Origin of the sequence: Sorangium sp. So ce128 (assembly GCF_051525245.1) — a bacterium.
Lineage (GTDB): Bacteria > Myxococcota_A > Polyangia > Polyangiales > Polyangiaceae > Sorangium > Sorangium cellulosum_B.
Map to the genome: position 1 here is coordinate 4,055,494 of NZ_CP150313.1, position 13,410 is coordinate 4,068,903.

The 13,410-nt window shown below is 72.6% G+C and carries 10 protein-coding genes; 7 read left to right on the forward strand and 3 right to left on the reverse strand.

The window, feature by feature from the left end:
• Positions 1 to 68: 68 nt before the first annotated feature.
• The 3 genes from groL (at position 69) to WME82_RS15635 (ending at position 3,381) form a co-directional block, all read left to right on the forward strand.
• Positions 69 to 1,757, forward strand: a complete 1,689-nt coding sequence (groL, locus tag WME82_RS15625; protein ID WP_438043484.1) for a chaperonin GroEL — start codon at positions 69 to 71, stop codon at positions 1,755 to 1,757.
• A gap of 195 nt (positions 1,758 to 1,952) precedes the next feature.
• Positions 1,953 to 2,609 carry a Crp/Fnr family transcriptional regulator gene (locus WME82_RS15630; protein ID WP_437746281.1) on the forward strand — a complete coding sequence of 219 codons (657 nt, stop codon included), beginning with the start codon at positions 1,953 to 1,955 and terminating at the stop codon, positions 2,607 to 2,609.
• A 4-nt stretch (positions 2,610 to 2,613) separates the two neighbouring features.
• A complete protein-coding gene (locus WME82_RS15635) occupies positions 2,614 to 3,381 on the forward strand; it encodes an MBL fold metallo-hydrolase (protein ID WP_437552641.1) in 768 nt (255 codons plus the stop codon).
• Between the two features lie 216 nt (positions 3,382 to 3,597).
• Here WME82_RS15635 and WME82_RS15640 read toward each other — a convergent pair whose 3' ends face one another.
• The 3 genes from WME82_RS15640 to WME82_RS15650 all read right to left on the reverse strand — a co-directional run bounded on the left by WME82_RS15640 (position 3,598) and on the right by WME82_RS15650 (position 7,901).
• Complete coding sequence (locus tag WME82_RS15640; protein WP_437746282.1) at positions 3,598 to 4,416, reverse strand: PP2C family protein-serine/threonine phosphatase; 819 nt, start codon at positions 4,414 to 4,416, stop codon at positions 3,598 to 3,600.
• A gap of 238 nt (positions 4,417 to 4,654) precedes the next feature.
• Positions 4,655 to 6,292, reverse strand: a complete 1,638-nt coding sequence (locus WME82_RS15645; RefSeq protein WP_438043485.1) for an FAD-dependent oxidoreductase — start codon at positions 6,290 to 6,292, stop codon at positions 4,655 to 4,657.
• A gap of 4 nt (positions 6,293 to 6,296) precedes the next feature.
• The gene (locus WME82_RS15650) at positions 6,297 to 7,901 is read right to left on the reverse strand and encodes a polyamine aminopropyltransferase (protein ID WP_438043486.1); all 1,605 of its coding nucleotides are present in this window, start codon (positions 7,899 to 7,901) and stop codon (positions 6,297 to 6,299) included.
• Positions 7,902 to 8,008: 107 nt separating this feature from the next.
• On the opposite strand from WME82_RS15650, the gene WME82_RS15655 reads away from it, so the two are divergent.
• The 4 genes from WME82_RS15655 (at position 8,009) to WME82_RS15670 (ending at position 13,327) form a co-directional block, all read left to right on the forward strand.
• Positions 8,009 to 9,481, forward strand: coding sequence for a DUF4178 domain-containing protein (locus WME82_RS15655; RefSeq protein WP_438043487.1), 1,473 nt, complete (start codon positions 8,009 to 8,011; stop codon positions 9,479 to 9,481).
• 310 nt (positions 9,482 to 9,791) lie between these two features.
• Entirely contained in the window at positions 9,792 to 10,100 is a 309-nt protein-coding gene (locus tag WME82_RS15660; RefSeq protein ID WP_157906673.1) for a hypothetical protein, read from the forward strand.
• A 156-nt stretch (positions 10,101 to 10,256) separates the two neighbouring features.
• Entirely contained in the window at positions 10,257 to 11,360 is a 1,104-nt protein-coding gene (locus tag WME82_RS15665) for a hypothetical protein (protein ID WP_437746286.1), read from the forward strand.
• Entirely contained in the window at positions 11,357 to 13,327 is a 1,971-nt protein-coding gene (locus WME82_RS15670) for a S8/S53 family peptidase (RefSeq protein ID WP_437746287.1), read from the forward strand. Before WME82_RS15665 ends, WME82_RS15670 begins: the two co-directional genes overlap by 4 nt.
• Positions 13,328 to 13,410 lie beyond the last annotated feature (83 nt).

Sequence of the window (13,410 nt, forward strand, 5' to 3'; positions counted from 1 at the left end):
ACCAGGTCCGAGGCAACCGAACGCAAGCGTTCGTACACGCGGCCGCGCGGCCGCGAGGGGATTGATAGATGGCTGCGAAGCAGATCGTTTTTAGCCGCGGCGCCCGCGCCGCGATCCTCAAGGGCGTGAACACGCTCGCCGATGCGGTCAAGGTGACCCTCGGGCCGAAGGGGCGGAACGTCGTCATCGAGAAGAGCTGGGGCTCCCCGGTCGTGACGAAGGACGGCGTCACGGTCGCCAAGGAGGTCGAGCTCGCCGGCAAGCTCGAGAACATGGGCGCCCAGATGGTGCGCGAGGTCGCCTCGAAGACCAGCGACAAGGCCGGCGACGGCACGACGACGGCGACGGTGCTGGCGCAGGCGATCTTCGGCGAGGGCCTCAAGCTCGTCGAGGCCGGCCACAACCCGATGGATCTGAAGCGCGGCATCGACGCGGCGGTCGCGAAGGTCATCGAGGCCGTGCAGAAGGCCGCCAAGCCGACCAAGGACAAGGACCAGATCGCCCAGGTCGCCACGGTCAGCGCCAACGGCGACAAGGAGATCGGCCAGATCCTCGCCGACGCCATGGAGAAGGTCGGCAAGGAGGGCGTGATCACGGTCGAGGAGAACAAGCGCATGACGACGGAGCTCGAGACCGTCGACGGCATGCAGTTCGACCGCGGCTACCTCTCGCCCTACTTCGTGACCGACCCCGAGAAGATGACCGCGGTGCTCACGAACCCGCTCATCCTCGTGCACGAGAAGAAGATCTCGGCCATGGCCGACCTCCTGCCGCTGCTCGAGCAGGTGGTGAAGCAGGGGCGCGAGCTGCTCATCCTCTCCGAGGACATCGAGGGTGAGGCGCTCGCCACGCTCGTCGTGAACAAGCTGCGCGGCACGATCAAGGTCGCCGCCGTGAAGGCGCCCGGCTTCGGCGATCGCCGCAAGGACATGCTGAAGGACATCGCCATCCTCACGGGCGCGACGCCGTTCATGGAGGACCTCGGCCAGAAGCTCGAGAGCGCCACGGTGCGCGACCTCGGGACGGCCAAGCGGGTCGAGATCGACAAGGACAACACGGTCATCGTCGACGGCCAGGGCGACAAGGGCGCCATCAAGGGCCGCATCGAGGCGATCCGCAAGCAGATCGCGGACACGACGAGCGACTACGATCGCGAGAAGCTCCAGGAGCGGCTCGCGAAGCTCGCCGGCGGCGTCGCGGTGGTGAAGGTCGGCGCGGCGACCGAGACCGAGATGAAGGAGAAGAAGGCGCGCGTCGAGGACGCGCTGCACGCGACCCGCGCCGCCGTCGAGGAAGGCATCGTGGTCGGCGGCGGCGTGGCCCTCTTCCGGGCTGCCGCCTCGCTGGAGTCGCTCAAGTTCAACGACGAGCGCGACGTCGGCGTGCGGCTCGTGCGCCGCGCCGTCGAGGCGCCGCTCCGCCAGATCGCCCAGAACGCGGGGGTCGACGGGACGGTGGTCGCGGAGAAGGTCCGGTCGGGCGCGCCGACGTTCGGCTACAACGCCGCGACCGACTCGTACGAGGACCTGCTCGCCGGAGGCGTCATCGATCCGGCCAAGGTCGTGCGGCACGCGCTCTCCAACGCGGCCAGCGTCGCCGCGCTGATGCTCACGACCGAGGCCCTCGTCGCCGAGAAGCCCAAGAAGGAGAAGGCCGCGGCCGGCGGGGCTCCCGGCGGCATGGGCGGCATGGGCGGCATGGGGGGTATGGGCGGCATGGGCGGCATGGGCGGCATGGGCGACTTCGACATGGGTTGATCGCCTGTCCGCGCCGCTCTCGGGCTGCCGCCGCCTCCGTGCGGCGCCGGCCCGCCGAGCGCGCTGCCCCGACGAAGCGGGCCGAGGGGTCCTCCAAAGCATGCTGGCTTGGGGGGCCCCTCGCGTTTTGTGAGCGCCAGCGCTCTTGCCCGGGTTTTTGACCCGCGGTCACGTGGGGCGCTAGACTCCCGGGCAATGTCGGAGTCGTCGTTCGCCCGCTATGGCCGCGAGTATGTGCCGGGCGACGTGCTCTTTCGTGAGGGTGACTCCGGCGACGTCATGTTCGTCATCCAGTCGGGCGCCGTGCGGATCACGAAGTCGGTTGCCGGCGAGGACAAGGTGCTCGCGGTGTTCGGGCCCGGCGAGTTCGTCGGCGAGATGGCGATCTTGAACGGCAAGCCCCGGAACGCGACGGCCACCGTGAGCGAGCCGTCCCGCTGCCTCGTGATCGACGCGCGGAAGCTGGAGGTCATGCTGCAGCGCGACGTCGAGATAGCGCTCCGTCTCCTCAAGAAGCTGGCGAAGCGGCTCGACGCGGCGAACTCGCTCGTCGAGATCCTCATGCACCGTGACCCGAAGGCGCGCGTGATGCTGGCGCTCGCGCGCCACGCCGAGGCCTTCGGGGAGGAGACGCCTGAAGGCATACGCGTCCGCTCCTCTCCCGAGGACATCGCGCGCGAGGTCGACGTCGAGCAAGAGACGGTGGACGAGGTGATGAAGCGGCTCCGCCGGCTGAAGCTCCTCTCGTACGGGCCGCCTGGACCCGCGGCGATCATGGTGACCGACATGCGCAGGTTCCGGGATTTCATCGAGTTCCTGGACATGCCGCAGAAGTTCGGCGGAGAGAGCTGAACCAGTGGAGCTGCGTGTCATCGGCTGCCACGGCGGGGAGACCCCCAGGCATCGCACGTGCGCGTTCGTCGTGGACGACATCCTCGCGATCGACGCCGGCTCGCTGACCAGCGGGCTCGAGGTGAAGGACCAGGCGCGCATCGAGGCGTGCCTGGTGAGCCACGCGCACCTCGATCACATCCGCGACCTGGCCACGATCGCGGACAACCGTTGCCAGCTCGGGTGCCCGCCGCTCGTGATCGCGGGCACGCGCGAGACGCTGCGCACGCTCAAGAAGCACTTCTTCAACAACGTGCTCTGGCCCGATTTCGCGGTGATCCCGAGCGCCGGGCAGCCGACCATCCAGTACCTCGAGCTCAAGCCGGAGCGCCCCACGCCGGTCGCCGGGCGGCTCGTGCGCGCGGTCCACGTGACGCACACGATCGACGCATCGGCGTTCGTGATCGAAGGGGACGGCGGCGCGATCGCGTACAGCGGCGACACCGGGCCCACGGAGCGGCTGTGGGAGGTGCTGAACCAGCAGCAGGACCTCCGCGCGCTGCTGATGGAGGTCAGCTTCCCCAACCGGGAGCAGCGCCTCGCCACCGTGAGCGGCCACCACACGCCGCAGACGCTCGCCCTCGAGCTCCAGAAGTTCCGCGCGCCGAGGGATCTGCCGACGATGCTCTACCACATCAAGCCGGTCTTCCAGGCCGAGGTAGAGCGAGAGTGCGCCGCGCTGAAGGGGCTGAACCTGGAGGTCCTTCAGCTCATGGATCACTTCGTCCTGTAGCCGACGCATCGGCGCGGGGCGTCCGCGGCGTCGTGCGCGCGCGGGTGATGGTGGCGCTGCGCTCGACGCGATCGTCGCGCCGAGCTGCCCGGCCCGAGGGGGATCGCTCGCTGCTCCGGGCGAGAGCGCACCGCGCAGGAGGTGAGGCCTGCGCGGCGTCGGTGTCGGGTGCTCGCGCGCGACGCGACCGTAGAGCAGAGCGGCGCGGAGCGCGGGCTAGCGGCTTTCCTGGGTGGGCTCGTCGTTGAAGGGGCGCTTGCCGTCGGGCACCTCTTCGACGCGGGCGAGGACGACCGTGATGTTGTCGGTGCCGCCGAAGTAGTTCGCCCGATCGATGAGCGCCTTGCACGCAGCGTCCAGCGAGCCGCTGGACATCACGAGCTCGAGGATCTGATCGTCGCTCACCAGCCCCGACAGGCCGTCCGAGCAGAGGAGGTACACGTCACCGTGCCGCGTCTCGTCCGTCACGAGATCGACGAGGACGTCCTCGCGGATGCCGAGCGCGCGCGTGATGACGTTGGCCGGCAGCTGCCGGACCTCCTCCTCGGTCATCCACGGCGCCATGTGCGCCGCGTCGCTGACGAGCGAGTGGTCACGGGTGAGCTGCGTGATCTGGCTGTCGCGCAGGCGATAGCAGCGGCTGTCCCCGACGTGACCCACCGTCACGTGCTCGGCGTCCTTGGAGAACATCGCCGCCACGATCGTCGTGCCCATGCCGAAGTCGGCGAGCGTCTTCAGCGAGCGATCGAAGATGCGCCGGTTCGCCAGCCTGAGGCCGGTGACGACGTAGTTCTCCTCCTCGGTCAGGTTCGGATCGGCTGGGAAGGGCCAGGTGGCGTCCCTCCCGACCGTCACGGACAAGAAGTCCGAGAGGGTGTTCACGGCAAGCTGGCTCGCAACGTCGCCCGAGCGATGTCCGCCCATTCCATCCGCCACGGCCACGACACGGTACTCCTCGCTGACGAGGAGGTTGTCCTCATTGTGGTCCCGGAGGAGCCCGGTATCCGTCATCCCGGCAAACCGGGTCCGCAACATGGGCAGAGAGTAGACGCGGAGCAGGGGGGCAGCGCAAGTTCAAGGCGAGGGCAAAGCTGAAATCCTGGGCCTGATCTCCCACAGCGGCCGCTCCATGGCCGCTGGAAGCGGCCGGCGGCAGGGGTAGAGGACCCTTCCGGAGGCGCTCGCTCGCCGGACGCACTTTGCTCTTGAAAGATGGGAGAGGACGTGGGGCTCCCCGCCGCGCGGCGCGCGCCGAGGCGACGGGCGCTCGAGCTCAGAGCCAGCTCTCGCCGATCGCGATCCCCGCCGAGGCCGCGATCGTCTCGGCGGCGCGCACGCCGCACGCGTGCGCCTCCTCGAAGAGCGCCATCCCCGGCTGATCGACGTGGGCCCAGGCGACGCGCTCGGACAGCGCGCAGCGCGGCTCGAACGGCCGCGGGCCGAGGAAGCCGGGGCGCGGGCGCGGCATCGCGTGCCCCCAGATCATGATGTCCATCCGCTCGACGTCGTCGCGCAGGTGCGGGTGCGCCGGCGCGAGATCGCGCAGCACGCCGTCGGCGAGCGACGCCCACGGCGCGCGGAGCAGCGCCGCGCGCGCGGCGGCGACGTCCGGCCCGCCGAAGGCGCGGTAGTAGGTCAGCACGGTGCGTTGCACCGGCGTCGCGAGGCGCGACCGCTGTGTCGTCGCCGCCGCGAGGTCGGTGAGCTGGTGGCGCGCGTCGACGTAGCCGAGCCCCTCCGCGCCGTAGAGGACGGAATCCCACGCGTGGTTGGGATCGATGGGCCTTTCGACGTGCAGGTTCGCCACGAGCCACGCCGACGCGACCCGCTCCGGCAGCTCGCCCGCCGCGCTCCCCGCGAAGATCCGGCGCACGACGAACGCCGGCGCCGCGAGGATCGCCGCGCGGGCCTCGACGCGGCGCGCCTCGCCGCGCTGCAGGTCGACGTAGTCGATTTCGACGCGGCCGCTCGGCTGCGGGCGCACCGACGTGACGAGCGCGCCGAGGGACACGCGCGGCGCCGCGCGCTCGAGCAGCGCCTTCACGAGCCGGCCGTTGCCCTCGGGCCAGACGAGATAGCGGCTGCCCGCGAGCTCGGGCGCGCGCGCCTTGCGCCCCGCGAAGTAGTGCAGCCCGGCCCAGGCCGAGATCTCCTCGAGCGCGCCGCCGAAGTCGTCGAGCATCGCGTAGCGCACGTACCAGCGCAGGAACGGCGTGCGGTACCCCTCGCGATCGAGCCACTCCGCCATGCTCATCCGGTCGAGCTGGAGGAGCTCGGGGTCGCGGGAGGAGCGATCGAGCGGGATCTGAAACGCCGGGCGCCCGTCGCTGCCGGTGAGCTCCGTGAGCTCCTCCTCGAGCGCGTGGAACCTCTCGAGCTCGTCCAGCGCCTCGCTCGAGAGCGCGTCGACCGGCGCGAGGCCGCTGTGCCACGCGCCCTCGTAGAACAGCCGCTCGCCCGGCGCGTGGCACAGCCGCCGCGGATCGAACATGGGGCGCCCCGCCGCGTCCCACCCGGTGACGACGCCCATCTGCTCGAGCAGCCGCAGCGTCGCGCGCGCCTCGACGTTCGGCGCGGCGAGGTAGTGCGCGCCCCACGGGTACGGCACGACGCCGTCGTCGCCCCACGCGCTCGTGCCGCCCGGCCTCGGCTCGAGCTCGAGGACGCGCAGATCGAGCCCGGCGCCGGCGAGCCGCCACGCGGCCGACAACCCGCTCACCCCGCCGCCGACGATCACGACGTCCGCGCGCTCGGCGGGGCCGCTCGCCGCGGGCAGCGGGCCGCCGCGGAGCAGGTGGCCCGCGCCGTGGGCCGCGCCGACGATCTCGCCGGCGAGCGGCGCGCGCCCCGGCGAGGCCGTGTGCACGGCCCAGCCGGCGGCCACGGAGCTCAGGAAGCCGCGGCGGTTCACCGGATCACCGGGTCCACTCGGCCCACTCGCGCGTGTACACGGAGACGAGCTTCTGGTCGTTCAGCCGGTTGATCGGCGCCTCGACGCGGCCCAGATCGCGGGGGAACCGGAAGAGCTCCGGCAGGCCGCTCGAGTCGAGGTAGCGGATCCTCGACGGATCGATCCGGAGGGCGCCGGGCGCGGCGAGCCCCTCGCCGCCCGCCAGGATGAAGCCCCACTCGCCGAAGCTCGGCACGTAGACGTGGAGCGGCGCGGTCTTGAAGCCGGCCGCCTCGAGCGTCGTCACGACGCACCAGAACGACTCGCGCGCGTAGTGGGGCGACGTCGCCTGGACGACGGCGAGCCCGCGCACGGAGAGCCGCTGCCGGAGCAGGTGATAGAAGGCGTCGGTGTACAGCTTGCCGACGGCGTAGTTGCCGGGATCGGGGAAGTCGACGATCGCGAGATCGAACGACTCGGTCGACTCCTCGAGGTACTTGAACGCGTCCTCGTTGCGGACGGCCACGCGCGGGTCGCGCAGCGAGCCCTGGTTCAGGTCCGCGGCGAGCGGCAGATCGCGGAAGGCGCCGGTGACCGCGCCGTCGAGGTCGACGAGCAGGATCTGCTCGACCGACGGGTAACGGAGCAGCTCGCGCGCGGCGAGCCCGTCGCCGCCGCCGAGGATCAGCGCGCGCCGCGGCTCGCGCCCCAGCGCGGCGACGGCCGGGTGCACGAGCACCTCGTGGTACCGATGCTCGTCGTCCGACGAGAACTGGAGGTTGCCGTTGAGGAAGAGGCGCGTCGTGCGCGGGCTCCTCGTGATGACGAGGCGCTGGTACGGCGACTGCGCCGCGTAGACGATGGGCGCCCCGAAATAGAGCGCCTCCGAGCGCTCGACGAACCGCGAGACGAGCGCGAAGGCGACCCCGAGCCCGGCGATCACGATCAGGCAGAGCGCCCGCAGCCGGACGACGACGGCGCGATCGAGCGGGAACAGGAACGTGCTCGTGAGCGCGACGGCCGCGTTGAGCACGCCGAAGAACAGGCTCGTCTGGTGGATCCCGAGGCGCGGCAAGAGGAGCGAGGGGAAGAGCAGGCTCGCGGCCAGCGCGCCGATGTAGTCGAGCGTGAGCACGCGCGCGACGAGCCGCTTGAGATCCAGCGAGAAGTTGAGCAGCCGGATGAGCAGCGGGATCTCTAGCCCCACGAGCATCCCGATGAGCAGCACGAGCGAGTAGAGCAGCGCGCGGAACGACCCGAGCGCGGTGTAGACCCGGAAGAGCATCGGCGCGGAGAGCCCGCCGACGAGCGCGAGGCCGAGCTCGATCTCGACGAAGCGCTCGAGGAGCCGGCTCTCGATGTACTGGGAGAGGTACGAGCCGATCCCCATCGCGAACAGGTAGAGGCCGATGACGAAGCTGAACTGCGTCACCGAGTCGCCGAGGACGTAGCTCGCGAGCGTGCCGGTGATGAGCTCGTAGACGAGCCCCGACGTGGCGATGACGAACACGCTCGCGAGGAGCGCCGGGTGCACGAGCCGGGGCAGCGGCTGCGCCGCGGGGAAGGGCGCCGGGGCGTCCCCGGGAGGGGCGCCCCGAGCTCCCGCAGGGCTCTCCTCGGTGGCCGGCATCGGCGCGGTCCTAGCACCGCTCGCGCTGGACCACAGCCTGTTCGGGCTCGCCGGCGCACCTGAAACGCTTCCTCTTTCGTCGTCGAGGCTTCTAGTATGGTGCTCGCGTGAGCACGCCCTTCGACCGAGCAGCCGCGTGCCCCTCCTGCGGCGCGCCGATCACGTTTCGCTTCGCGGGCGCGATGGCGCAGGTGTGCAAGCACTGCAAGTTCGTCGTCGCGCGCACCGATCGGGACCTCCGCGCCGTCGGGCGCGTCGCCGACTTGGTCGAGATTCCCACGCCCCTCCAGCTCGGCGTCACCGGGCGCTGGGGCAACGAGCCGTTCGTGGTCGACGGCCGCGTCCAGCTCGATCGGGCCAGCGCGCCGGGCGCGCCCTGGCAGGAGATCTTCATCGCGTTCCCGGCCAGCGGCCGCTGGACGTGGGTCGCGTTCGCCCAGGGGCGCTGGTACGCCACCACCGAGGCGCCGCTCCCGCTGAACGGGCTGCCGCAGTGGAGCTCCCTCCAGCCGGGCGGCCGTGTCCACCTCGAGGGGCACGGCATGTTCACCGTCGTCGAGGTCGGCCGCCGGCGCGTGATCTCGGCCGAAGGAGAGATGCCCCACGTCGCCGCGCCGGGCGTGGTGACGGGCTTCGTCGACATCGCGGGGCCGAGGGGCGAGTTCGGGACGCTCGACTACGGCGACGGGCGGACGATCCCGCCGAAGCTCTACCTGGGCCGGCAGATCGACCCGGCCATCATGAAGCTCGACACCGGGGCCCCTGTGGACCAGCCCACGGCGCAGGTGTCGGCCGTCGCGTGCCCGAGCTGCGGCGGCAACCTGCCGCTCGCCGCGCCCGGCACCACGGAGCGCATCGTCTGCCGGTACTGCGGTACTGCGAGCGACCTCACGAAGGGCGCGCTCGTCGCGCTCGGCCAGGTCCCCAGGCCGCCCATGGAGCCGTACGTCCCGCTCGGCGCCGAGGGCCAGCTCCGCGGCATGCGCGTGCTCTGCATCGGCTTCGTCATCCGCGGCTGCACCGTGGAGGGCGAGCGTTACCGCTGGCGCGAGTACCTGCTCTACGGCGGACCGAGCACTGGCTACCTGTGGCTCATGGAAGAGGACGGGGCGTGGCAGCTCGTGACGCCTCTCTCGCCCGGCGAGGTCCAGCCGATGGGCTCGACGGCGAGCTATCAAGGGCGGACGTATGCGCTCAAGCAGAGCGTCCACGCCGAGGTGGAATACGTCATCGGCGAGTTCTACTGGAAGGTCGAGATCGGCGAGGCCGTGCAGGCCACGGAGTACCAGGGCGAGGGCGGCAAGGTCAGCATCGAGCAGGCCCCGACCGAGGTGAGCGTGTCGTTCTGCTCACCGCTTCCAGGGAAGGAGCTCGCCGCCGCCTTCCACCTGCCACCCCCGCCGAGCCCCTCGTTCGGCGACGGGACGGGCGCCGGAGCCGGCCGGATCGTCGTCATCGTCGTCGTCCTGATCGTCGTCCTCCTCATTCTCATCGCGCTCAGCGACTGCGGTGGGGGCGGCGGCGGCGTCATCTTCATTCCGAGCGGGGGGGGCAGCCCGAGCTTCGGCGGCGGGAAGTGATCCAGCTCCACTGCTCGATTCGGCTGCGTATGAAATGAACGGCCTGTGCCGGTGCGTCCTTTGCGATCCCGGCTGGTGTCGAGTCGGGCACGAGCCGCACTGGACATGTCTATGTCCACCTCCGTGGAAAGGCGACATCGCGTCGAGCGGAGCGGTCGGATTCGGGCAGATGATGGTCGGTTTCGGGTATCGCCCCGCTCCGGCCGCCGCTGGCGATCGAGTAATTTCAATGGCTTACACGCTGGCCCGCGGCGGCCCGTGACGTGCAATGTGCCGTTCGACGCCGGCGGTGGACCGGCGGCGGAGGCCCATGCAAACGGTGAATTCGATCGACCCGCACGCACAGCTGCGCGCGCTCTACATCTCCCTGCTCCGAAACCAGGAGCACTTCGACGAGTTCAAGCAGCTGCTCGCCCTCTACGTCGTCGCGCCCGAGGCAGATGAGGAGCCGGTGGACGCGGCCAGGATCCGCGCGCAGCTCAACGGCCGCATCCGCTCCTGGATCGGCGGATTCTTCGATGGGCTGAGCGCCTCCCAGGTGCTCCAGTGGCGCGCGATCGTGGTCGAGGAGCGCTTCAACGTGTGCCTGTCGCCCTGGAAGGAGTCGAACGTCTATTGATGCCGCGGCGCAGGCGACAGGCGGGGTTGCACCGCCATCGGCGTACGTCTCACCGGCGCGGCTCTGCCCCGGTGCCATCTACCGGCGCCCGGAGCGCGCCGCGCACCGCGAGCGCCGAGCCCGGCGCGCCGCGCTGGGCGAGGGAGGTGCCCGCGCATGGATGACGCCCTGTGGGTGGACGAGCTCTACAAGGCGTTCTGGCGGACCCTCCCCGGGATGCTGCACGCCGACGCGCAGGGGCTGGCCTACACGCTCGGCCTGTCGCCGTCGCGCGACGTGCCCTGGAGCGCCGTGTTCAGCAACGAGATCACGCTGGCCGCGCCCGCGCTGCTCGCGGAGGCCATGCCGGGCGTCCGCGGGGCCACGGTGCAGGACGCGCTCCTCGCGCACCTGCTCGCCGTCATCGAGGCGTTCGGCACCGATCGCATCAAGGACAAGCAGGTCCGCCCGACCTGGCAGCTCGAGGCCATCCTGGCGCACGCTCGGCGGGCGCGCGACGAGGCGCTCCGCCGCGTCGCGCCAGGGGTCGACGACCCGGCCATCGATTTCGCGCGCGCGGACGACGCGACGCTGTTCGCCATCGAGACCGAGCGCAGCCTCCTCGCGAGCGGCGGGCCCGCCGGCTTCAGCCGCTATTACGCGCTCTCCCTCGGCAAGCAGAGCGTCGGCTTCCCGGCGTCGATCGCCCTCGCGCACGCCGCCGGCTGGACGGCCGAGCGGCGCGAGGTGCTCGCGCGGCTGCTGTCGTCGGTGTGGCTCGGGCTGCAGCTCCACGACGATGTCATGGACTGGCAGGACGACTACCAGCGCGGCGGCGCCTGGGCCGTCGTCCTGGCCTCGGAGCTCCGATCGCGCGCGCACGGAGAGCCCCGGGCCGAGGAGCGCGATCGGGAGCGCGCCTCGGAGCCGCGCCACCGCGGCGCGGTCGCGTACGGACCGCTCGGCACGCCGCCCTGGGGGATCGCGGTGACGCCGAAGGCGCAGAGCGAGCCGCCGACCCCCGACGCGCCCTCGTCCTTGCTCCCCGTCCGCCGGATGGTCCTCGAGTCCGGCGTCCTCGCGGCGATGCTCGACGGCGAGCGCCGGTGCTTCCGCGCCGCGCGGCGGCGCGCCGCGGTGCTCGGCGCTCGCCGCGTCGCGGCCTGGGCGGAGGGGAGGGAGGGGCAAGCCCAGGAGCTCGCTCGGTGCGAGGCCGAGAGCCCCGGCTTCGCCAACCGCGCCCACGCGCTCAACGCCTGGGCCAAGGCCGTGCTGGCATGAGCCGCGGCCGCGGCGCGGCCGCGCGAGGGGGGGCGGGCTCTCCGGAGGAGGGGTCCGCGCGCGCGCGTCCGGCGCCCGGTCGCAAGAGCGCGCCGCCCCCGGCGTCGTCCGCCACGCCCAGGGCGCGCCCGCGGCGCCCGCCGTGGGACTTCGGCTATGCCCCGGTCCCCACCGCCGCCGGCGACGACGACGATGGTCCCCTCGACGTCGTCGTCGCCTCGCGGTGCCCCGTCGCGCCCGACGCGGTCGCCGCGGCGCTCGGGGCGCGCTGGTCTGGCGTCGCGGTCGAGCGCGTCATCGAACGGACGCCCATCTTCTGGCTCCGCGCCCGGTCCCCCGACCCCGGGCGGCGCGCCGACGTCGCCGCGGCGCTCTCGGCCGCGGCGCTGCCGGTGCGCTACGTCGCGTCGGCCCGGCGCCCGAGCGCCGCCGTCGCCCCGCGCTTCGACGCGGCCGCCGGCGCCGCGGCGCGGCCGGAGGGGTGGACCGCGCGCCGCGCGTCGGTCGAGGACGAGCCCGTCACCCCCGGCCGCTGGTTCCTGCGCGACGAGGGCGGCGGGATCGGGGTCGATCGCCGCCGCTGCGGGGGCGGCGCCGGGACGCGCCTCGGGGTCATCGACGACGACGCGTGGACGGCCGACGAACTCGGCCTCGAGCGCGAGGTGCTCGTCATGATGGAGCAGCCGCCGCGCAGCCAGGCGCACGGCGCGTTCATGGTCGCGTGGGCCGTGGGCGGCCGTCGCCCCGGCGGGTTCCGCGGCGTCGCGCCGGACGCGTCGCCCCGGCTCTACCTGATCCCGAAGCCTGGATCGTGCATCCTCGCCCTGCCGGTCGCGATCGTCCGGGCGGTCAGCGACGGCGCCGACGTCGTTGTGTGCGCCGCGTACGTCGAGGGCTCGACGACGCCCATGCTCGACGACGCGCTCGAGTTCGCCGCCCGCCTCGGGCGCCGCGGCCGGGGCTGCCCTGTCGTGTTCCCCACGGGCCGTGAGGCCTCGAGCCCTCCCGAGTCGCTGCACGCGAGCTTCTCGCTCGGGTTCGGCGAGCCCGCGAGCGACCCGCGCGTGTTCTGCGTCGGCCCGGGCGCCCGCGGCGACGGGTGGTTCCTCTGGCGGGACCGGCGGGGGCGCAGCCGCCCCTTCGCCAACCGCGGCCCGGCGGTGCGGTGGCTCGCGCCAGGGGACGACATCAGCTGCCCGCTGCCGTCCGCGTCCAGCGCGACCCCCGCGCTCGAGCGGCTCTGCCATGCCGAGTCGAGCGGGGCCTCGGCCCTCGCCGCGGGCTCGCTGCTCCTCGTCCTGTCGCAGAACCCGTCGCTCCGCCTGCCCGAGCTCGACGCCCTCGTGATGCGCACGCTCGCCCCGGTGCCTCCCGCGGCGCCCGCGTCGGCCGAGCCGATCGCGGACCCGTGGGACGTGCTCCCCGACGGGCGCGATCGCGACGGCCACAACGCCAAGCACGGCTACGGCCGCATCGACGCCGGTCGAGCCTGCCTCGCCGCCGGAGATCCGATCGCGCTCGCGCTGGTGTCCGTCGGCGAGGACGGCGCCGCGCGCATCTGGCACGACGCCCGCGCCGAGGGGCCGCTCGTCCGCCGCCTGTACTCGCGCCGCCTCGCGCGCTGGGCGGTCCGGGCGCTGCTCGCCGACCCGAGCCTCTGCCACGGCGTCTGCGCGCTCGTGCGCCACGCCCGCCTCACCGCGGGCGACCCGCGGCGCCGGCGCGCCCACGGCGCGGGCGCCGTGCTGCGGCAGCTCTCGCTCGTCGTCCGCGCCCTCGCCGCGAGCCGCGCGGCGCCGCCGCCCTCGCCGCGCGTGCGCGACGAGATCACCGCCCTGCTCGACCGGCTCGAGCGATCGGCGACCGACGCCGCCGCCGTCGCCTACGTCGAGTCGCGCTTCGGAGCGCTGGCGGACGTCGTGTTCGCGGACGCCACGGACGGCGACGCGCACGAGGGCGCCGCCTGAGCGCGCCGCCGTCCCGCCGCGGGGTGATCCCGCTCTCATCTCCACGGGAAAACGTAATAATAATTGCGTAGTAGCGCCGCTGG

What these genes read in the sequence shown, in the direction of transcription:
- groL (WP_438043484.1), top strand. Translation starts at nt 69, where the DNA reads ATGGCTGCGAAGCAGATCGTTTTTAGCCGCGGCGCCCGCGCCGCGATC.
- WME82_RS15630 (WP_437746281.1), top strand. Translation starts at nt 1,953, where the DNA reads ATGTCGGAGTCGTCGTTCGCCCGCTATGGCCGCGAGTATGTGCCGGGC.
- WME82_RS15640 (WP_437746282.1), bottom strand. Translation starts at nt 4,416, where the DNA reads ATGTTGCGGACCCGGTTTGCCGGGATGACGGATACCGGGCTCCTCCGG.
- WME82_RS15650 (WP_438043486.1), bottom strand. Translation starts at nt 7,901, where the DNA reads ATGCCGGCCACCGAGGAGAGCCCTGCGGGAGCTCGGGGCGCCCCTCCC.
- WME82_RS15660 (WP_157906673.1), top strand. Translation starts at nt 9,792, where the DNA reads ATGCAAACGGTGAATTCGATCGACCCGCACGCACAGCTGCGCGCGCTC.
- WME82_RS15665 (WP_437746286.1), top strand. Translation starts at nt 10,257, where the DNA reads ATGGATGACGCCCTGTGGGTGGACGAGCTCTACAAGGCGTTCTGGCGG.
- WME82_RS15670 (WP_437746287.1), top strand. Translation starts at nt 11,357, where the DNA reads ATGAGCCGCGGCCGCGGCGCGGCCGCGCGAGGGGGGGCGGGCTCTCCG.